This is a genomic window from Brevibacillus sp. M2.1A, assembly GCF_013284355.2.
Lineage (GTDB): Bacteria > Bacillota > Bacilli > Brevibacillales > Brevibacillaceae > Brevibacillus.
The window spans coordinates 5,238,451-5,259,896 of sequence record NZ_JABSUY020000001.1 but is presented as its reverse complement, the minus strand read 5'-3'; the positions used below and the strand labels follow the sequence as shown (position 1 = coordinate 5,259,896).

The window sequence follows — 21,446 nt, the reverse complement described above, 5'->3', positions numbered from 1 at the left end:
TTGTGATGAAAGTGTTTTGCTTGGGTGGAGCGGGAAATATTTGTCGGGAAGCTGTGCTCGATCTCGTGATGCATTCGGATTTTGAGCAGATCACGATCGGCGATTTTAACGAACAAGAAGGTCGCAAGGTAGTCGAGTGGCTGAATGATCCACGCGTAGATTTTGTTCCGGTAAACGTACGCGATCATGCGGATACGGTCCAAAAAATGCGCGGTTACGACATCGTAATGGACGGAACCACGATCACACTGAACGGCCTGTCTACTGCTGCAATTGCGGAGGCTGGCTGCCATGGCATCAATTTGAACGGTTTTGGGGAAGAAAACGCATCAGATGCGATCTTCCGCGACCATGGGAAGACCTGCCTTCCAGGCTTTGGCATGACACCTGGATTGACCCAAATGATGGCGATGCATGCAGCGAACCAGCTCGATGAAGTCGACGAAGTCCGCGTCAGCCACGGTTCCTTTCGCCCGATTGCCTTTTCCAAATCGATCACAGAGACGACGACCTATGAGTATGATCCAGACTTGCCAGGGCGCGTCGTCTATGAAAATGGGGATTTTATTCAAGTCCCGCCATTTGCTCGCCCACGCGAAATAAAGCTTCCCGAGCCGTATGGAAAAACCATTCAGTACATCATTCCTCATGCAGAAACGAAGACGCTGGCACAAGCTTTGTCTCCAAAAGGGGTAAAGCTGATCGAAGTACGGGGAACATGGCCGAAGCAAAACATGGAGCTGGTCAAAGCCCTCTACGATTATGGCTTTTTACGGAACGATCCCATCACGGTAGGCGAAACAAAGGTGGGAATCCTTGATTGTATCTCCCAATACCTCTACAATTCTAGGGAGGGAAAAGAGACGGAATTATACGGGTACTCTCTCCATGTCGAGGTAACAGGTACCAAGGACGGTCGCAAAGTAGGACACGTCCTGTACCATACACATCCGGCATCTGACGGCTCTGTAGCTGACTGGGCTGGCCTGCGCGCCTATACCCGCAACGTAGGAATCCCGCTGGCGATTGCGACTGAGCAGATCGCAAAAGGAAACGTAAAAGCTACTGGCGTCATTACTCCAGAAGAGGCATTCGATCCGGCAGTGATTTTTCACGAGCTGGCAAAACGTCAGATTTACATCCATGGAGAGAAAATCGAAATGACGTAAAGTACGATATAGGGGGACATTCGTCGTGTCGTTGTTCGGGGAAGAGCGTAAGCAAATCATTTTGCAGTTGATCAATTCCAATGGCAAGGTGCGGACCAATGAACTGGTCGAAAAGCTGCAGGTTTCGTCTGAGTCGATCCGCAGGTATTTGGAAGAGCTGGAAGCGGAGAAAAAGCTGAAGCGCGTTTATGGCGGGGCAGTAAAGCTGACAGTGGAGCGCTCCGAGCCCTCTCATATTACCCGTGAAGTCTTGCGATCGGAAGAAAAGAAACGGATTGGACGGTTGGCAGCAGACTTGGTGCAAGACAGCGATACCATTGTCATCGATGAAGGGACAACGCCTTTGCAGATGATCAGCTTTCTCGTCACGAAAAAAGATTTGACGATCCTCACTAGCTCGATCACGGCGCTGAATCGATTAATCGAGTACCAAAACAGTGGAATGCTTGCGGCAGACATCTACTTCCTGGGTGGAAAAGTGAGCGCCAAGCATCATCGGGTAAGCGGGACCTATGCAGAGAAGATGATGAAACAATTTTATGTGGACAAGGCGTTTATCGCGGCTGACGGCATCTTGCTCCATAAAGGCTTGACCTGCTATGAGCCGGATCGAACAGAACTTGCCCGTTGTTTCATCGAAAATGCCAATGAAAGCATTGTGCTAGCGGACCACTCCAAGATCGGGGTCAGCACATTGTGCAAGATCGCAGATTTAGGAGAGGTCGACATCGTGATCAGCGATACGCCAGCACCAGCAGAATGGAATAAAGGACTCCAAGCCAAAAATGTAGCATGGATGGTAGCAGAGGAGTAGTAAGCAGGCCAGCGATTCCCCACGACAGGGAAGCTGGCCTGTTTGCTTCAGGAAGAATGGCGCAGCAAAAGTGGCAGCACATGCAGCAATCTCTCTCTGGTAAGGGCAGCGCCGCCATTCCATTTTTGCGCTTCTACAAAATAAACATACCCATTTTGAACGGCTGGCAGACTGTGCCACCTATCACTTTGCATCAATGCAGCAGCAGCCTGACGCGATTCGGGGTCTTCGGACAGCAGCATAAAGATCCGATTGCCAGCGTACAGGTGGATGTCCTTCTCTTGAATTTCGATAAAACCGTAGCCAGCTTGCATTACTTCTTGAATTTTATCCACCGGAGTAAAACCGTTTGGATGGTAGAGGGCGGAGGAAAGCCCGGAAGTACCCATTACGAACAGGCGCCAGCCATGCTCATGGATAAAGACGGATGCAGTCTCACCGGGCACAAGCTCGGAGCGGAGCTGATTCCACATGGTGGCAGCGTTCGTGTGGTATTTCCTGAGCCATTCCCGCGCCTCGTTCTTCTTCCCTAGCCAATCTCCGAGTGTATGCAACCGTTCCTCCAGCGAAGCAAATGAATTAAACGTGAGTGTTGGGGCAATCTGGTTCATCTGCTTGTATTTGTCTTCTTCTGCGTTCGCGAAAATAATCAGATCTGGCTTCAATGCCGTCAAATGGTCAAAGTCAACGGGAAACGCAATATCCTTCATGTGTCTTACTCGGTCCCGGTAGATTGTTCGTTCTACCCAGGTAAAATTTCCGCCGACGATATTTTCCACATGGAGCGCGAGCAAATCATTAAATGTCTCCCCAATATAGACGATGCGTTGTGGGAGAAGGGGGATTTCTACCTCATGCCCTGTCCAGTCCTGCACGAGCTCCATGCGTTGAGTCAGCCTGGAATATTGCCTAGGCGTGTAACCGGTCGTCTTTCGAAAGCGACGATTAAAATAATACTCATCCGTGAAGCCGACCTGCGAGGCGATGTCCCGCAGTGAATCGTTCGAGCTTTTCAAGAGCTTTTTCGCATGATGAATACGCAGCGCTGTCAAATATTCCAAAGGCTTTTTACCCGTCAACTGGCGAAAGAGCTGTGTGTACTGCCACGACGGTACATTGGCCAGATCTGCCAACTGCTTGACCGTCATGTTCTCTTGATAATTTTGCTGGATATAACGAATGCTGTTCTCGACCTCTTTGCTCTTGTTGGGGATAAGGCTAGGAGAGAGATTTTGCTCCAGCAAAAATCCGATCAGCTTCTGGAACCGCAATTGCTGCCAAAAGCTGTCCATTTCAGAAGAAGTTGAACGCCCCAAGAGCAAAGCGTCACATAAGCGCAAGAGCTGGGCAGAGGGGTGAGCGGACAGCTCGATACGACCATCAAGCAGTTCGTATGGATAAGATAGGGGCCTATTGTCTGCATCGAACTGGATGACAGTAAACGAGATTTGGTAGCATTCAATCGCGCTGTCGTATAAGGATTCGATAGCAAAAGGAGTAGACGGTGAAAGCAAAAAACACTTTCCTGCCAAAGGTGAAAACGTTTGGTCGTGAATACGGAGGCTGCCGTACCCTTTTGTGAAGAAGAGCAGGGAATGGAAGGGAGTGGCTGAAGGACTAGCCGTCCGCTCTACTTTACACAACTGAAAATGAAGGGAACCGAGCGGAGGAAGAGGTGGTATAGAGTGAAGCATCGGTTTTGCCCTCCTTTTTGTGAGAATCATTATCATTTATTTTATCATTCGTATACAAAAGAAAGAAGCCTTTCAATCATTATTGAAAAGCTTCTCTATTTCATTGCTTCGCCAGGATTTCAGGAATCTTTTGCAGGAGCCATTCTCTTGTTGTCGCATCACTGCTAGATTTTTCGATGTCGATAAAGTAGACAGATCCGTTTTTAACAGCCGGAACGTCTTTCCAGATGCGTGATTTTAGCAGATTCTGCGTTGATTTCTCAGCTTCCTCGCTCGGCGTATTCAGTATAAAGATACGATCTCCCGCTATTTCGGGCAAACGTTCCACGGAAATGAGCTCAAATCCTTTTTGTGCATGGAGTATTTCCTGAATGGGCGCGGTGGGCTTGAATCCGTTTGTATCGTAGAGCACTTGGGAAAGCCCTGTTCTAGCCATGACAAACAGCCGATCACCCGGATAATAGGTAAAGACAGAGGCGGTTTCCCCTTCTTTCATAGTGCCAGACTCCTTCAGCTTCTTCCACATCTCCTCCGATTTCCGCTTGTAATCAGCAAGCCATTTCCTAGCTGCCTCCGGTTTCCCAAGAATATCACCGAGCTGGGTCATCCGCTCTTCCAACGGCGCGAATGTATCAAAAATGACGGTAGGAGCGATTTTGGCTAGCTGTTCATATTCTTTTTCCTCCGTATTTGCGTTGATAATCAGGTCGGGCTGTAATTCCAGGACCTTTTCGAGATTAATGGGAAAACCGACATTCTCGACATCATGGAGTTGGTCCTCAAAGATTTGGTTGGAATACCCGAATCCCCCAATCGGCTTCACGCCCAGCGCGAGCATATCGCCAAATGTCTCACCGGAATAGATGATTCGTGCAGGGGAGACCGGGATGTTGCCTGCATGCCCGAGATAATCCGTATAGGGACGCGTCTGGCTTTTCTGACTTGCCTCACTGCTCGCGGAGCTCGTTGCTTGCGAAGCAGATGGACTGCATCCGATGAGCAAGCTACCAGCCAGCACGAAGATTCCTAGCGTTCCGCTTATGTTGCGCATGTGTTTCATTTCTATTTTCCTCCAGTATTCGTTTGAATCTGTTTGCTATCACTGATAATCATTATCATATACAGCTTACCAGCTCAATGGACAAACGTCAGATACCCTTCATTGATTTTGTGCAAAGGGAAGGGTTTCACACGGACGGTTGTGGAGTTTGGACAAAAAATAATGGAGAAAATGCATTGTCAGATAGAGTGGAAACAAATATGATCAGGATGCAAAAGGTGAGAATGAGTATCAATTGGATAATCATCAACAGATGCGAGAGAGGGTAGAAAGATGGTCAGAACGGTTCGGAATGCAGGATTGGCATGGATGGCATTATTATTGATCATGATGCTCGTGTTAACTGCGTGTGCAGAAAAAGCAGAGGAGCCAACATCCACTGAGCAGAAAGCAACGACTGAGAACACCGCTGTGAAAACCAAAGTGGTGAAGGACGCCTATGGCGATGTAGAAATTCCGATAAAGCCAGAGCGGGTAGCGGCGATTTATCAGGAGGACTTTTTGACAGCATTGGGTGTGACTCCGGTTGTCCAGTGGTATCACCCGGCGTGGGGCAAACAGGATTACCTCGGGCTGGACGTGCCGCTTTTTGATATTACAGGAAGTATGGAAGCGTTGCTTGCAGCCAATCCGGATATCATCATTGTGGATGGCTACGCTGATCCCAAGAAATACGAGGAATTCAGCAAGGTAGCCCCTACGTACAAGCTGCCGGATGAACTCCGTAACGACACGATTGGAAGACTCAAGAAAATCGCCGAGGTGTTAGGCGTTCCAGAAAAAGCAGACGAAGCGATCCAAAAGTACAATGAGAAAATAGCGGATACCAAGGCGAAGCTGGAAAAGGCGATTGGCAATGAAACGGTGGCCGTCATTCGTTTGAACGTGGGAAATAAGCCGAATTTGGCCCTCTTCGGAGATGGCAATGTTTACACAGGCATGCTCTACAAGGAGTTGGGACTTACGCCGTATTCCGCTGCCAAAAATCAGGAAACGCACGTGGTATTATCAGAAGAAGCCATCCCGGCTATCGATGCAGACCATATCATTGTGTTCCCGTCGAATGGCACGTGGACTTCCGAAGAAAACAAGGATGCACTCAAGATTTTGGAGAGCCCCATCTGGAAATCCGTTCCTGCAGTAAAAAAAGGTCATGTCTACCCAATGGAGCGAACGCATTGGCAATCTGGTGCCATTCTGGCCAATATGAAGAAGGCAGACGATTTGGTCAAAGCGATTGTAAAGTAATCGAGTTTAGTAGAGAAAGCGCAGCATCAGTCCTTATATTTTCCAACTTGCTATTGGGAATATCATGCTTGTGCCATGTAAATAATGATCCTGACTTTATGGGCGACCACCAACATTTTAACGACAGGTTGTTATGTCCGCTAATGCTAAGCGTATAAAACAGTTAAAGGTTGGCTCTACCCCTATATAAAGGAGATGATTTACTTGGAAGATAATAATAATAATAATAACAGCGGCTCGGGGAAACCGGATCCAAAGTCAGAGCCTTCGACAGGGTCTACGACACCTACGACACCTACGACATCAACGTCACCGGAGCCTGGAGGAGGTATAATACCGAAGCCTGGCCCTGGAGGAGGTACAATACCGCCACCGTCTCGATAATAGTCCGCAGATGATCAAAACACGCTTTTGTTCATTTGTAACTTGTTCTAAGCATAAGGAGCCTCTGGGGGCTCCTTTAATTATTTTATCCATCTTCTTCTGTTCGAAATGCCCCCACAGTTGTTCCAAATCTTTTGCTATTTTGCTAAACGAATTCATTATTTTGCGATCAATTTCTTGCCTCCTATATTGTCTTGTAACATACATTTGGGAACAGTAGAGCTTGTAGTCGGGATGTTTACTCATTATAATAGAAATGATAATCATTCTCACGAGAAAGGTGAGGGAGATGAATAACGAAGCAACCGGGGCCAAGCTATCTCCACCATCATTCTTTGCCATGACGGCCATCCAAAAAGTAAATGTGGAAAGATGGCAGGACTATCAAGAGCCGGAGGACTACACGATGATTGTAGCAACAGACGGAGAAGGGCACATGGAAATCGAATCGTCGACATATCGGTTCACTCGGGAGCGATGCTGGATTGCAGCACCGCGTCAGAACGTTCGGATCAGTTGCACCAGTCATGTTCTCGACTACTATTATCTGACTTTTCGTGTCGTCCACACGGGAGCTCCGACGCAGGAACAAGCTTCCGAGGCTTTTTTCTGTATGGGGGAGTTGACCTGCACGCCTTTTTCTCGTGTCGTTGAATCGATTGCAGAGATTTACAAGCATCGCGATGCCACAGAGTCGCTGCAACGATTTTATAATCACGTGCGCTTTGAGGAATTGCTATGCGTTTTGGCCCAGCAAAATGTGCCAGGCAAAACAAGTTTGGACCCGAGGAGAGCAGTTGAACGTTCGATTGCGTATGTAGAGGAGCACTATCAGGAGCCGCTGACCGTAGACCAGCTAGCACAGGAAGCGAACGTTCCACGTTGGCGATATACGCAGCTCTTCAAGGAAATGACGGGAGAAATACCGCTCGATTACATGAATCAACTGCGGATCAATCGGGCGAAGCAACTCCTGCTCATGACAGGTGATCGGATCAACGAGATTGCCCAAAACGTCGGATTCAACAGCGAATATTATTTCAATCGTCGTTTTAAACAGAGTGTAGGGCTTGCGCCAGGAAAATACCGCAACATTCATCGGGATGATTTACGAGTCGTCTCTCTTTATATGGAGGATTATTTGCTGGCTCTTGGTATTCGACCCGTCGTTCAATGGGCGCATACATATTGGGGGCAGCAAGACTACTTGGGCCTGCATGATGTACCGACGTACGATGTGCTGACCGATGACGTGCAGCTATTGTCCAGTCGTGCCCCAGATGTCATTATGCTTCGGGAGTGTACAGGCTGGAAGGCGGATGTGTATGACCAATGTGCCCGGATTGCCTTTACATTCGTAATTCGGCAGTTCGGTCCTGAGTGGCGAAAAACATTGCGCACCCTCGGTGATCGGTTGGGCCGAAGTGAATTGGCAGAGCGGTCAATCGAGCAGTATGAACAAAAAGTAAGAGCTGCCAAAAATGGAATAGGACGGAGTCTCAAAGGGCAGAAGGTAGCCTTCTTGCGCATCTCGGCCGATCAAATCCTCGTAGAGAAAAACTACACATCGCAGGTGTTGTTTCAAGATTTGGAAATGGAGCCGGCCCCGCTCGTAAAAAAACAATTTGCCAAGCAAGTGAGAGAAGGGGTGTCGTGGGAAGAGCTGTCTACACTGGATGCTGATCATATCTTTTTCGCCTTTGACAAGTGGCATGACGGAAAACCAGGTGCCGAACAGCTTCAGCTCGACCATCCCGTGTGGCAAGCGCTTCCCGCTGTCCAAAAAAAGCGGGCGTACCAGGTGGATTTCATGACCTGGATGAATCACGGTGTGATCGCCAACGGGAAAAAGGTCGACGAAGTCCTTAAAGTATTAGCGTAAATGTACAAAGAAACGGTCATGACCGTTCTTTGTAGACCGCAAGCGGTCACATCCTGTTTAATGAAAAACGTCAAGACGTTTTTCACAAAAAAGACAAGTTCGCGATTGTCCATTGACACTGTTTTCACGCATCGCCTAAAATCATTATGTGATAATAAGAATCAATATCACTATTAGCAACTCAGCTCCAAACTAACGAAAAAAAGGTGGCACGTATGAGTCAACACGCACATTCCCTGAAAGAGGGGAATAACGGAAAGTCGGTTGCGTTTCGCTCTCGCCCTTGGGCAGCGACACTCATTTTGACCGGCGGAGTATTCGCATTAATATTGGGGATGTTTTTGTCTGTGTCATTTGGAGCAGCCGACATTCACTTTGCTGTCGTATGGGAAGCTATTTTTCAATTTAATCCAGATATTACCCAACACCAAATTATTCAGGAGATTCGTTTGCCGCGTCTGCTCGGCGGTGCAATGGTCGGGGCCAGCCTCGCTGTTGCAGGTGCCATCATGCAAGGGATGACACGAAACCCGTTGGCGGATTCTGGGCTGCTTGGTTTGAATGCAGGTGCCGGATTTGTTTTGGCTCTCTGCTTCGCTTTTTTCCCGGGTCTGCCGTTCATGTACCTGATTCTCTACAGCTTTTTGGGTGCTGGCGTAGGGGCAGGTATGGTCTACGGGATTGGCTCCTTGGCAAAAGGCGGTCTGACTCCGGTACGCCTTGTTTTAGCGGGTGCCGCATTGACCGCACTATTGTCCGCGTTAAGCGAAGGGATTGCGCTTTACTTTAAAATTGGACAAGATTTGGCCTTCTGGTATGCAGGCGGTGTGGCGGGAACCAAATGGTTTCAGCTTGAAGTCATGTTTCCATGGATTGTCGCAGCTCTTATTGGGGCGATGATGTTGTCGCGTTCCATCACGATGCTCAGTCTTGGAGAAGATGTAGCGAAAGGATTGGGGCAGCGCACGGCGTTGGTCAAACTGGCAGGCATGATCATCGTCCTGATTTTGGCTGGATCTGCAGTCGCCGTTGTTGGGGCTGTAGGCTTTGTTGGATTGATCGTTCCGCATTTGACCCGCTTTTTGGTTGGGGTTGATTATCGATGGATTATTCCTTGCTCTGCTATTTTGGGCAGCTTGCTCGTCGTTTTCGCCGATTTGGCCGCAAGAATGGTAAATCCGCCGTATGAGACGCCGTTAGGGGCACTTATTGCGCTAATTGGTGTACCGTTCTTCCTTTACTTGGCGCGTAAAGAAAGAAGGGAGATGTAATGATGCAGCAAATGCTTTCCCAATACCAAACCCGCAAAAGAAATAAAGCCTTTGCGGTTATGACGATACTCGCTATCCTCATTTTCATCGCGTTTATCATCAGTATGAACACAGGCTATATCCGGTTGTCACCAAGCGATCTTCTGATGACGCTAATCGGTTCTGGAACAGACAAACAAAGCCTGATCTTGTTTGAATTCCGCTTGCCACGGATTGTGATTTCCCTCCTGATCGGGGCAGGACTTGCCGTATCCGGTTGTATTATTCAAGGAATTTCCCGCAATGCGTTGGCCGAACCTGGTATTTTGGGGATCAACGCTGGTGCTGGCTTGATGGTGATGCTGTTCATTTCGTTTTATCCATCGACGTCTGCGGCACCTGTTTTTTTGCTGCCAGTGTTGGCGTTGCTCGGAGCCAGCGTGACAGCAGCGCTGATCTTCGCATTGTCTTATAAAAGACACAAGGGATTGTCTCCGACCCGTATTGTATTGACGGGGATTGCCGTGGCGGCCGGGATGAGTGCCGCGATGATCGTCTTGACGCTGAAGCTGAGCCCGGACAAGTACCAGTTTGTGGCGACTTGGCTCGCAGGTAGTATCTGGGGGACCAACTGGAAGTTCGTTCTTTCGCTCTTGCCCTGGATCGCCATTTTAATCCCTTATGTTTTTTACAAAGCACGTGTTATGAATGTGCTCAATTTGGGAGAAGAGTTGGCGAAAGGCTTGGGTGCACCCGTTGCCAAAGAACAATTGAAGCTGCTGGCTGCCGCAGTCGGGCTTGCCGCTTCCTCCGTGGCAGTGAGTGGAGGCATCGGTTTTGTCGGGTTGATCGGTCCGCATTTGGCTCGCAGATTAGTAGGGCCAAAACATGAGATGCTTTTGCCAACATCAGCGCTGACGGGTGCGCTACTGGTCATCGTGGCGGATACTATCGGGCGCTGGATCATGCAGCCGTCAGAGATTCCGACTGGTATTGTTGTAGCGGTTATCGGTGCACCGTATTTCTTGTACTTGCTGGCACGTTCAAAAGCATAGTTTCGCAAAGCGTGGATATAGCGAGCGTTTTCCCGTCTGTTTACGAGGGAGACGCTCGTTTTTGTATTTGGTGAAGTGGAGATGAGGCAATTTGGGAATTGAAAAGAGGGAAATGTTGGAGGACAATGGGGAGGAGAAGCAACCGCCTTGTGTTTGTTATAATAACAGCATGAAGCATGTATCGGGACGAGAAGGAGTAAAGGCATATGATCGATCGATTAGACCACTTGGTTTTGACGGTAAAAGACATCGAGGCAACCTGTCACTTTTACGAAAAAGTCCTGGGTATGAAGGCAGTTACCTTTGGCGATGGCAGGAGGGCTCTGCACTTCGGCCAGCAAAAAATCAATTTGCATCAAATCGGACAAGAATGGGAGCCAAAAGCGATGCATCCAGTCGCAGGCTCCGCTGATTTGTGTCTTATCACATCCCTTCCGCTGGAGCAAGTCATCCAGCATATTCATGCATGCGGCGTCCAATTGGTGGAAGGACCTGTTCCAAAAACAGGGGCTATCGGACCGATTCGTTCGGTGTATTTTCGTGACCCGGATCAAAATTTAATCGAGGTCTCTCAGTACTTGCCACAGGAATCAGGGGAGGATTCCCTTGCTCCTGCCATCAGGGAGATTTCAAAGAGATTGCAAGAACGTGAACGTGGGACGAGCGGCGCGTACAGTGTCTTGCTTCCGCTCGTCAAAATGGCTGACAACCAGCTCGGCATTTTATTTGAAAAAAGAGCCAGTACGATGCGGCGACAGGCGAACGAGGTTTGTTTTCCGGGAGGGCGAGCTGAGAAGAGTGACGAATCACGTTGGGCGACCGCTGCTCGGGAAACAAGCGAGGAGCTGGGGATTCCACTTGATCGGATTCATTATGTAGGCGAGCTCGATCAGGTGATTGGGCCAGGCTCCTCTATCATTACGCCCTTTATTGGATACGTGGAAGGAATTCGAGATATGGAGCCGAACCCAGACGAGGTCGGAGAGGTCTTTATCCTTCCACTCGATCGTCTGTTGGCAACACAGCCAGCGAAGTATCTTTCCTCTGTTATGACCGAGCCCGAAGAGGATTTTCCTTATCATCTGATCCCAGGTGGCAAGCGATATCCGTGGAAAATAGGGACAGTCGAGCATTTGTTTTACGAGGTGGACGGGCGTGTCATCTGGGGGTTAACTGCCCGGGTGTTGGCTCAGTTTCTCGAATGGATTCACAACGACGACCAAGTAATGAGTAAACAATAAAAGCGGTTATTCAAAAAGTGGAGGAGTGAAAAAACGATGTGGCCAAACAATCCGATCACTTCGCGTTTACATTTGAAATGGCCGATTATTCAGGCGCCAATGGCAGGGGGAGCGACCACACCTGCCCTGGTAGCCGCTGTCTCAGAAGCAGGGGGACTCGGGACGCTCGGTGCCGCATATATGTCTCCTGAGCAAATTCGTGAGGCGATCAAGTCCATTCGGGCGTTAACGGACAAACCGTTTGGCGTGAATCTGTTTATTCCCGAAGATTTCGATGCCGACCAGCCGATCGCAGAAGGCGTTGCTCAGGCAATGAATGATGTGCGAGATCGATTGGGCATTCCGCTTAACCCGCAGGTGACGCAATTTACAGAGCCGTTTGCTGAGCAGATGGCTGTCGTCCTGGAGGAACAGCCCTCCGTTTTCAGCTTTACCTTTGGTGTTCTGGATCATCGCTTGATGGCAGAGCTGAAGCAGCGGGGAATTACTGTCATTGGAACAGCGACAACCGTTCGCGAAGCGATTGCATTGGAAGCGAGTGGAGTCGATATGATTGCCGCCCAAGGCAGTGAGGCAGGCGGGCACCGTGGTTCCTTTTTGCCGGATTCACCAAGCAATATGATTGGAACAATGGCGCTCGTCCCGCAAGTCGTGGATCGGGTCAAGATTCCGGTATTCGCGGCTGGTGGGATCATGGACGGGCGTGGGATCGCAGCAGCACTTGCCCTCGGGGCACAGGCAGTGCAGCTCGGAACGGCTTTTCTGACGTGCAAGGAGAGCGGAGCACATGCCCTGCACAAGAAAGCTATTTGGGAGACGAGCGAAGAGTCCATTGTGATGACACGTGCTTTCTCTGGAAAATGGGCAAGGGGCATTCAAAATGAGTTTATGACAACGCTCGCCCCACTTGATCACGAGCTCCCGACCTATCCGGTGCAAAATGCTCTGACGAAAGACATTCGAGCCGCAGCGGGCAAGCAGCAGCAAATTGCGTACATGTCGATGTGGGCGGGGCAGGCAGCTCCACTCAGTCAGGAAATCAGCGCGAGTGAGCTCGTTGAAAAGCTGGCGGCGGAGACGACGAGAATTTGCAGCAATCTGGGGCAACCCCAGTAGAATAAATGGGCAAAGAAAGCCACGCCAAAGACGGAGGAAATCAAATTGAACCAGGAATACGCTCTCAAGGGGAAACTTGTCGCAGATGGACAGGAATTGCATGATGGTCTCGTAGTCGTGGGAAATGGAACGATCATCTATGCAGGCAAGGCTGATGAGTATGGAAAAGCTTTGCCAGATCATGTGGTGACAGTAGAGGATGGGTGGATTTGTCCCGGATTTGTCGATATGCATATGCATGGGATTGACGGATACGACACGATGGACGGGACGCCGGAATCACTTCAGGCCATCTCGACTGCACTCGCGCGACATGGGGTGACGTCTTTTTTGGCGACGACGATGACGGCTCCTTATGCTCAATTGGAGCAAGTGCTGGTAAACATCGCGCAGAACAGCAGGGAAGGGCTTCCGGGGGCACAATCGATCGGCATCCATCTGGAAGGTCCGTGGATCAACCCTCGTTACAAGGGGGCGCAAAAAGAAGAAAACATCGCGATACCCAAGCTCGATGCAGTGCAAAAGCTATACGAGCTATCAGAAGGTCTGATCAAGGTCGTGACGATTGCGCCAGAACAACCGGAAGCGCTTGAAGCGATTGCCTGGTTAAAAGAACGCGATGTCATCGTATCTGCTGGACATACAGGAGCTACGTTCGCCCAAGCGACAGAAGCGGTAGATGCGGGCGTGCGCCATTTTACCCATTGCTTCAATGCCATGACAGGGCTGCATCATCGGGAGCCAGGTGTAGTCGGTGCCGCGATGTATCACGAGCAGTTGAGCACAGAGCTGATCGCAGATGGAATCCATGTGCATCCAGCAGTCATGAAGATTTTGTATCGGGTCAAAACAGCTGAACGGCTCGCTCTCGTCAGTGATTCCATGCGGGCAGCCGCGATGGGCGAAGGGACTTATGACCTTGGGGGACAAGAGGTTCACGTCCAAGACAATCAGGCAAAGCTCGCAGATGGAACCCTTGCTGGAAGTATCCTGACGCTGAATCGAGCAGTCGACAATATGGTGACGCTGAGCGGTGTCTCTTTGCCAGATGCAGTGGATATGGCTTCCCTGACACCAGCAAGCATCCTTGGTTTTGGCGAGCGAAAAGGACGGTTGGCGGCAGGGTATGATGCGGATATTACGGTATTGAATACACAATTTGACGTGATCATGACTTTTGTAGCAGGTAAAGAAGTTTATCACCAGTCAAAATAGTTACTTAATAGAAAAAAGCAGTCCAAGGTCGCTCCTGGATTGCTTTTTTTGCATGAAAGAATAAAGGTATACCCGAGGGTTGTGGTCGGGGCGGAGGCCGAAGCGTAGACTGGAAATGCACTTCTTCCCTCTCCACAGCTCCTCCTTACATCTGCTGCTGCAACGCATCCGGTTGAAACCATATTTTATGAAAGTCCAACCACCCCGACGAATTGATCGAGACACCGCGTAGTGATTTGTGGAACGACGTAAGAGTCTTTTTCTGAACCAAATACAGGACAGCATAATTTTCCTTGATCATGGCTTCGATTCTGGCGAGATGGCATTCCCGAGCAAGCCGGTCTGGCTCCTGAAACGTCAAGCGAATCTCCTTGTTGATAGCCAAAGCCAACGATTCATCAAATGCGGGGAGAAAGTAATTTCTTTGCAAATACATTTCCAACTCGCTGATTTGATCGCTGCTAAACACATTGCCGTACAGCTGGCAGTCATGCTCGGGCAAACATTCGCGATTCGAAAATTCCCATGGTTCTCTCACATCGACTTCCAGATGTATGCCATAATTGCCGCATCGTTGTTGAATCCATAGCGCATCCTCTTCATGGTAGGCTGTGGTCACGAGTCGGAGTGTTTCTCCCTGATAGCCGCTTTCCTGTAGCAGGGACATGATTTTCGCATGGCAGAGCTGCTCGTTCTCTCTCGCTCTTACCTCCCTTAAAACAGGGTGATATGTGCGGAAGCCTTTTGCCGGGTAGATGCGATCACCGCCTAAATCGGAAATCATTTGGTCCCGATCAATCAGCTGATCAAGCGCTTGACGGAACTTGAAATGATTGTGCGGACCGCTCTTCCACTGGTTAAAAACAAGCAAATTACAGCAGGAAAAAAATGCCTCCGTATCGTACCAGTCTTGACCGCCCTGAATGACTGCTTCCTTCAATGCTAGTGCTTTCGACTGGACCCCGTGCGACACCATCACAGACGCCCAATTTGGTTCTTTTAGGCGACCCATGTCCAACTCGGGAAAGATCAAAATTTCCACACGATCCAACTGCGGTCTCCCCAGAAAATGAGCAGGAAATGCCTCAAGAATACAGATCCCCTCGTTAAGGCGGACCAGTTGAAAGGGGCCTGTTCCGATTGGCTTTTCTCCAAAACCTTTCTCATCCTGCTGAACGATTTCTTCTGGAACAATGCTTGCGGGGATCGTCGCCAGCAGCCTCAGAAGCAAGTAATTCGGTTCTTTAAGCAGGATGCGCACGGTTCTGTCATCAATGGCGATGAGCTGATCTATGTCACGAAACATCCAGCTTGCCTCAAACGTGTCTGGATGCAAACGAAGCCGATTCAGGGAAAAAACAACATCATGAGCAGTCAGTTCCCGTCCGTGATGAAACTGCACGTTCTTTTTTAAATAAAAGGTCCATGCTGTTGCATCTGGACTGCTTTCCCACGAGTGAGCGATAGAGGGCAAAATAGACCGACTGTTCTGATCATAATGGACGAGTGTATTGAAAATTTGTCCCGCAAGATGTGCATCGAAGTGGTAGTAAACCAGACCTGGGTCCAGCGTCACAATCGTGCGGTATACCGGAAAGCGGATGATATCTTGGGTACGATTCGATACCGAGTAGCTGGAGAAGCCCATTCCTTCCGAGAGCCAATCCATGATCTGGTCTTTGACGGCTGCTTTGCCGTAGCGATTCATGAGCTCCATCGCTTCTTTGACGTCGCCTTTGTCTATCTGCAGCTTGACCTCGGCGAGGAGGATTTCATCGGAATCAGCATAAAGCGTCATGACCGAGACATTCCCGCGTCCGCGTCCCGCCTTCCATTCGACCCAATCCAGATCGACTAGCTTACGGACAATCAGCTTGGCGTAGCGAGGCGTACAGTGCCAAATTCCTGCCAGCTTTTCGATGGTGACAGGGAACGGTTTCCCGATTTCTTCTTGATGAAAAAACGAACGAAGCTCTAGAAAATGCAGAACGGTAACCATGCTGGCCCCCATTTCTCAAATAAAATACATACTTTAAAAGGTGATCGGATTCACTTAAACCGAACCCTTTTTCCCCTTTTTCTAGTTCCATATACTGAAGATAACACGAGAGATAACAAACGGGAATGGGAAAGAGAGATGGGGAGAATGAGATTTCATCCGGTGGCATGGGGTGTCATTATCGGAACATTTTTGTCACGCACTGGTTTTTTTATGACGCTTCCGTTTTTGGGGATTTATTTAGGAAAGGTAAAAGGAATTGATCCTGCGATCGTCGGTTCGATCCTCGCACTCAGCTTGCTGGTTGGCACAATTAGCAGCTTTGCTGGGGGAGCACTGTCAGATCGATTGGGCAGATATCCAGTGATGATCACTGCGATGGGAGCTTGGAGCATCGTCTTGATCGGATACGTTTTTGCGACGGAGACGTGGATGTTCTTTTTTTTAAGTGCTTGTAACGGTCTTTTTCGAAACGTATTTGAGCCAACGGCCCGTGCCCTGCTGGCGGATGTCACGTCGGATGATCAGCGGGCAGCTGTTTTCAACGCCAGATATTTCGCGATCAACCTGGGTGGAGCAATCGGTCCGTTAATCGGTTTGCAACTGGGAGCCGGAAGCACTTCTTTGTTACCGTTCCTCGTTACAGCCATCATTTTTGCCGTGTACGCAGCTGTGCTGGTGGTATTTATGATCATGTTCAAGGAACAGTGGAAGAAGGATATGGCTGCTAATCCGGTCACCATGAATCAGATGGCACGCATTGTATTTACGGACAAAGTATTTCTTTACTTGCTGCTCGGGAATTTGTTCGTTGCCGGTGCCTACTCGCATCTGGACACCACACTCTCCCTGTACATTGGGCATGATCGGATAGAGGCGTATTCCTTTTTATTTGTAGTGAACACCATCTCCGTTTTAGCGCTTCAATATCCGCTCGCCAAGTTTATGAAGCGGTACTCCTCAATGACTGCATTGAAGCTGGGCTGTCTATTGTTTGGGCTGGGGCTGTTCGGTTTCGGGCTATTTACGAATTTGTTTTGGCTCTCTGTGTCGATGGTGGTGTTTACGATCGGTGAAATCTTGTGCTTTGTCGTTGGAGATATCCTGATCGGGGAGATTGCTCCTCAGCATTTGCGTGGAGCGTATTACGGGGCCAGCGGCTTTGCCTTCCTTGGACAGAGTGTTTGTGCGTGGATTGGTGGCGTGTTGCTCCAGGTACTCGGCTTTGGACAAGGGTCGCTCATCTTCGCGATCCTCATGCTGTTGACCTTTATCGCGCTTCCGTTCTATCAACGCGGCCAGTATTTATGGGAACAGCAACAACAGCAAAGAAAAAGCTGCGAAAAATCTTCTCAAGCTATCATTTGAATAGGGTGCAAAACATCGAAAAGAAGCACGCTGTTGACGCATGCTTCTTTTTCTTTTTTCTATATCCAACTGACTAGTTGTTCTTTTGAATGACTCCCCACATGTTTCCGCTCGGGTCAAAAAACTTGAGCACCCATCCGAAGCCATCGTTTTGGTAGTGGGTAATCGAGACTTCATGGGCCTGCAAATAATCATGGAGTGCATGGACATCGGAAGTGGTGTACAAAAAGACAGGCATGGGTTGATGATGAACGGTAAAGGTTGTGGACGTCTGCTCATCGGTTTCCCATATCATCAAGGTGGGTCCCGCAGACAGGGCAAGAAAAGCGGAAGTACAATACCGCGCCTGCAAGGAAAAGCCAAGGTGATTGCAGTACCAGACAATGGCCTCTTCCAAATTTTTTACGGGAACTTGTACGTGAAGCAACGATTCCAAATGTGCCATGATCTATCATTCCCCTCTCCATTCTTATTCTTTATATTGCCAGAATCCCCCATCTTTCGTTATCATTTTTTGAGAGGAAAGATAGGGGAGGCCATGACATGGGACAGGTAGAACGGGAAAGAGGTCTGAAAAAAGGCACGATCCTGCAAAAAGCTTATCGGATCAAAAAGACCATTTCCACAAGTGAGCTGTCGAATGTGTATGTGGTCTACCATATGAAAAGCAAGCGGACACTTATTCTCAAAGAGTTTTTCCCTCAAGCATTGGCGATGCGAGATTTGGATCACGTGAAGGTCATTTGTCGCAGACCAACGTTAAAAAACAAATTCGACATGTTGCTAGACAGCTTTTGGCAAGAGGCGTCCCTGCACAAGGAACTGAATCATCCCAATATCATCGGATACATCGACCATTTTGCGGAAAATGGCACAGGTTATCTCGTCGTGGACTATTGCAAAGGAAAGACGCTGGATGAGTATGTACTCGCCCAAACTGAGCTTGATCTGGGAGCATTTTTGCATCAGACGGTACTTCCGGTATTTGACGGATTAGACTATTTGCACAAAAAAGGCATTATTCATCGCGATATCAAGCCCAAAAATATCCTGGTCACTGAAGCTGGCCATCCTGTGCTGATCGATTTTGGCTCCGCGATCTACTTCGAGAGTGATGAACCCAAGCCGATTGTGACGACAGAAGGATATTCACCGCTTGAGTTTTACTCGGGTCAATCCAAGCAAGGAGTAGTCTCCGATATTTACAGCCTGGCTGCCACCCTGTATTACTGTCTGACCAAAGAGCGTCCCGTTGAAGTGGCGGCAAGAGTCATTGAGGATACCTTGCCAGCGATTCGAACACGGAACCCTGATGTTCCGCTGCTGCTGGCGAATGTCATTATGTGGGGATTGGCCGTCGACTCGAAAAAAAGATGCCCCACCCTCAAGCTGTTTGCGACAGCGATTCGTGCGGAGCATCTGATTTGGAAGGGAAAGGCGCGCTTCTCTCTTAGGAAGCTTCCTCATTAGACGACGATTTCTTAAAGCGAATTTCGATCTCGGTCATCCGATCCTCAAAGGTCACATACACCTTGTCGTTGTATTGGAGGACGAGCTTTTTATGCCGGGGCATGGTTTCTTTGCCCCGTTCAATTGTGCAGTGACTATGATTGACCAAGAGGAGCGTCTGATTTTTTCCCGGCTGGAAGTAAATCTTCTGCGCTTCGGGCAAATGCTCATTCACATCCAAACTGGTGAACAGCTCCTGCAACGTGATCCGCTGCTTCTTGCCAAAGGAGGCGAGAGGCCAAAACTTGACAGGGATGTCATTGCCGCTTGCCGTGTGCAGGAAATAACCCTCCAGGCGACCCACAAACGCAGGCTTGGGACGTGTAAGCAAGTAAACACCGTAGCCAATCGCAGCTACGAGCAACACAATCATGCCGATGGTGATGTAGCGATCCCATACCGAGTGTACGGTAATGACCAGTGGGCCTGTGACACTTGCTCCTTCTGCATCTGTGGCGGTGATGGTGATTTCTGATGTACCGCTTTTCTCGGGTGTCAGCTTCAGAGCCGCGTCTTGAATCGTAGCGACAAATCGTTCTTCGGGATCAGCGGTGACGATGGTATAGGTCAGCTTGTCGTTATTGGCGTCCGTGAAGAACGAACCCAAATCGATAGCCTGCTCACCGTTTTCCTTCTCGATTGTCAAGGTATTGACCGAAGCAGCAACTGGCGAGATATTCGTAATGTCATAAACGCTCGTAGCCGTTTCGCGATAAAAGTCCGGGCCGTTCATAAAGATTTTCCACTGGTACTTGCCCGTGTGAGGGAAGACGTAGTCGACCGTAAAGCTATCGCCAAGATTCTTCATCGGGACCTTTTCTTCTTTTTTCCCCACGAGATCGTTTACGATCAGTTCTGCTTGCATGGATGCGTACACATCCTTGTCATCCAGTCGTCCCTCCAGATGGTTCAGATAGGTAGTAAACGTGGCAGGAATCCCCTTGATAACAGGTTCAGGCTTGACCTCCACACCAGCCATCAAGCTGTAATTCCCCAGTAAGTTGATCTTCACCAAATCCCCGGGTTTGCCTCTAAATTTAACGAGATAGTTCCCCTTCTTCGGCTTTTCTATTTTCATCAGCGAGTATTTTTTTGATTTCATAAAATGGACATTCTGCGATTGATAGTACACTTGCGATTCCAACAGCGGATTGTTGGACAACAGGATAATGTTTGCTTCCTGCATGCTAGAGTTAGGAATGGTTACGGTCACTTCCTGCAAGCCGCCGGTCGCTGTCATGGCTGCCACCGAAACGAGCTGAGATTGAATATGCTTGGCAAAAATCTGATTGAAGATTTCAGGCAGATCATCCGTACTTTGTGTGACAAAGGAAGTTCCGCCTGTTGCCTCAGCGATTTTTTTCAATTGTTCCTTCTGGACGGAGCCATCGCTATTGAGACCAATCGTATAGATCGGATAGCCTTGCGCTTTTGCCTTCGAGATAGCTGTCTCCACATCCTTGTTGGATGCTGCCACACTCCTGCCACCCGCGTTTTGCCGCAAATCTGTTCCCCCGTCTGACAAAAGGATCAAAAATGGCTTGCGAGCCGGGTCCTTTGCTTTTTCAATCATCTCTGCCCCTCTGCGCAAACCGAGTCCCAAATCCGAATACCCAGAGTAACGCAACCCTTGAATGGTTCGCTTGAGCTGTTCCCGATCTCTTGCTTCGGCCATGCTCGCTGGAGACTGAGCTTGTACAATTCGATCATTATAGGCAACAAAGCCAATGCGGGTACGCGTGGCTTCGCTCATATCAATGAACATACTCATGACCTCTGCGGCTGTTTTGCCAGGGTCCGTTTTGTTCATGGAATTACTCGTATCAACGACAAAGACCGCGTCTACTCCGGCATCTGCTGTTCCATTTGCCCCAGCAGTTAGTGGGGCGGACAAGAAGAGCATGGGGAGGAGCAGTCCAATGACCACCATTCGGAAAAGTGGCGGCATAGAGACGGTTGACTGACGATTTTTGTACATACATTCACCTTTTTTCTGAAAAAAATTTTAAAAAAGTTCATGACTTACTAAAATGGGACGATTTACCTATAAATGGTTGTTCGTATAAAAGATCGGTTTCTTATTGCCGATGTATATAAAAGTTAATTGCACCCATTTTTGTAAATATGAGGTGAATGTATAATCCTCCCCAGCGGCAACTAGGGAGAATTATCTATCAGTCCTTGTGCTTCTTTCCTAGTAAGAGAGTGGACAAGGCGAGGCTTATCCCTATTTTTTCGAAGACCTAGGAAAGGAGACTCTGTGTCTTCAGCATAAAACGGGAATCCAAGAAAAGGAAGATTTGTGGAATAAAATGGGTCTAAATACTGAGAATGGTCGTGCAGGTATAGGAAAATTGTCACAATCTGCGGAATGTTGACAAATAATGCGGGCAAAGTTTAATTTAGAGGCAAGATTTTTTGTTTGTTTTTGGTATAAATGTC

The 21,446-nt window shown here is 48.8% G+C and carries 16 protein-coding genes; 11 read left to right on the top strand and 5 right to left on the bottom strand.

The features are described from left to right. Positions 1–5 precede the first annotated feature (5 nt). Positions 6–1,169 (top strand): saccharopine dehydrogenase family protein, encoded by a 1,164-nt coding sequence (locus HP567_RS25065; RefSeq protein ID WP_173611986.1) that lies wholly within the window; start codon positions 6–8, stop codon positions 1,167–1,169. Positions 1,170–1,194: 25 nt separating this feature from the next. After that, positions 1,195–1,983: a DeoR/GlpR family DNA-binding transcription regulator gene (locus HP567_RS25060; RefSeq protein WP_173611985.1), complete on the top strand. Its 789-nt coding sequence runs from the start codon at positions 1,195–1,197 to the stop codon at positions 1,981–1,983. A 47-nt stretch (positions 1,984–2,030) separates the two neighbouring features. On the opposite strand, the gene HP567_RS25055 is transcribed toward HP567_RS25060, so the two are convergent. Both HP567_RS25055 and HP567_RS25050 read right to left on the bottom strand, forming a co-directional pair. Beyond that, the gene (locus HP567_RS25055) at positions 2,031–3,677 is read right to left on the bottom strand and encodes a helix-turn-helix domain-containing protein (RefSeq protein WP_173611984.1); all 1,647 of its coding nucleotides are present in this window, start codon (positions 3,675–3,677) and stop codon (positions 2,031–2,033) included. Between the two features lie 100 nt (positions 3,678–3,777). Continuing rightward, complete coding sequence (locus HP567_RS25050; protein WP_173611983.1) at positions 3,778–4,737, bottom strand: ABC transporter substrate-binding protein; 960 nt, start codon at positions 4,735–4,737, stop codon at positions 3,778–3,780. A 273-nt stretch (positions 4,738–5,010) separates the two neighbouring features. Here HP567_RS25050 and HP567_RS25045 point away from each other — a divergent pair, with 273 nt between their 5' ends. The 7 genes from HP567_RS25045 to nagA all read left to right on the top strand — a co-directional run bounded on the left by HP567_RS25045 (position 5,011) and on the right by nagA (position 14,128). After that, positions 5,011–5,985 (top strand): ABC transporter substrate-binding protein, encoded by a 975-nt coding sequence (locus tag HP567_RS25045; protein WP_173611982.1) that lies wholly within the window; start codon positions 5,011–5,013, stop codon positions 5,983–5,985. Positions 5,986–6,658: 673 nt separating this feature from the next. After that, the gene (locus HP567_RS25040) at positions 6,659–8,251 is read left to right on the top strand and encodes an AraC family transcriptional regulator (RefSeq protein ID WP_173611981.1); all 1,593 of its coding nucleotides are present in this window, start codon (positions 6,659–6,661) and stop codon (positions 8,249–8,251) included. A 215-nt stretch (positions 8,252–8,466) separates the two neighbouring features. Beyond that, positions 8,467–9,522 (top strand): FecCD family ABC transporter permease, encoded by a 1,056-nt coding sequence (locus HP567_RS25035; protein ID WP_173611980.1) that lies wholly within the window; start codon positions 8,467–8,469, stop codon positions 9,520–9,522. A gap of 2 nt (positions 9,523–9,524) precedes the next feature. Next, complete coding sequence (locus HP567_RS25030) at positions 9,525–10,556, top strand: FecCD family ABC transporter permease (protein WP_173612067.1); 1,032 nt, start codon at positions 9,525–9,527, stop codon at positions 10,554–10,556. A gap of 206 nt (positions 10,557–10,762) precedes the next feature. Then, entirely contained in the window at positions 10,763–11,797 is a 1,035-nt protein-coding gene (locus HP567_RS25025; RefSeq protein ID WP_173611979.1) for a VOC family protein, read from the top strand. Between the two features lie 36 nt (positions 11,798–11,833). After that, the gene (locus HP567_RS25020; RefSeq protein ID WP_173611978.1) at positions 11,834–12,913 is read left to right on the top strand and encodes an NAD(P)H-dependent flavin oxidoreductase; all 1,080 of its coding nucleotides are present in this window, start codon (positions 11,834–11,836) and stop codon (positions 12,911–12,913) included. A gap of 45 nt (positions 12,914–12,958) precedes the next feature. Further along, entirely contained in the window at positions 12,959–14,128 is a 1,170-nt protein-coding gene (gene nagA / locus HP567_RS25015) for an N-acetylglucosamine-6-phosphate deacetylase (RefSeq protein WP_173611977.1), read from the top strand. A 145-nt stretch (positions 14,129–14,273) separates the two neighbouring features. On the opposite strand, the gene HP567_RS25010 is transcribed toward nagA, so the two are convergent. Beyond that, complete coding sequence (locus HP567_RS25010; protein ID WP_173611976.1) at positions 14,274–16,127, bottom strand: SgrR family transcriptional regulator; 1,854 nt, start codon at positions 16,125–16,127, stop codon at positions 14,274–14,276. A gap of 147 nt (positions 16,128–16,274) precedes the next feature. On the opposite strand from HP567_RS25010, the gene HP567_RS25005 reads away from it, so the two are divergent. Further along, entirely contained in the window at positions 16,275–17,495 is a 1,221-nt protein-coding gene (locus tag HP567_RS25005) for an MDR family MFS transporter (RefSeq protein ID WP_173611975.1), read from the top strand. Positions 17,496–17,568: 73 nt separating this feature from the next. Here HP567_RS25005 and HP567_RS25000 read toward each other — a convergent pair whose 3' ends face one another. Continuing rightward, entirely contained in the window at positions 17,569–17,940 is a 372-nt protein-coding gene (locus tag HP567_RS25000) for a VOC family protein (protein ID WP_173611974.1), read from the bottom strand. Between the two features lie 98 nt (positions 17,941–18,038). On the opposite strand from HP567_RS25000, the gene HP567_RS24995 reads away from it, so the two are divergent. After that, on the top strand, positions 18,039–18,965 hold the full coding sequence (locus HP567_RS24995) for a serine/threonine protein kinase (protein ID WP_173611973.1): 927 nt from the start codon (positions 18,039–18,041) through the stop codon (positions 18,963–18,965). Here HP567_RS24995 and HP567_RS24990 read toward each other — a convergent pair. Beyond that, positions 18,946–20,982, bottom strand: coding sequence for a VWA domain-containing protein (locus tag HP567_RS24990; RefSeq protein ID WP_173611972.1), 2,037 nt, complete (start codon positions 20,980–20,982; stop codon positions 18,946–18,948). The genes HP567_RS24995 and HP567_RS24990 overlap by 20 nt on opposite strands. Positions 20,983–21,446: the final 464 nt, after the last annotated feature.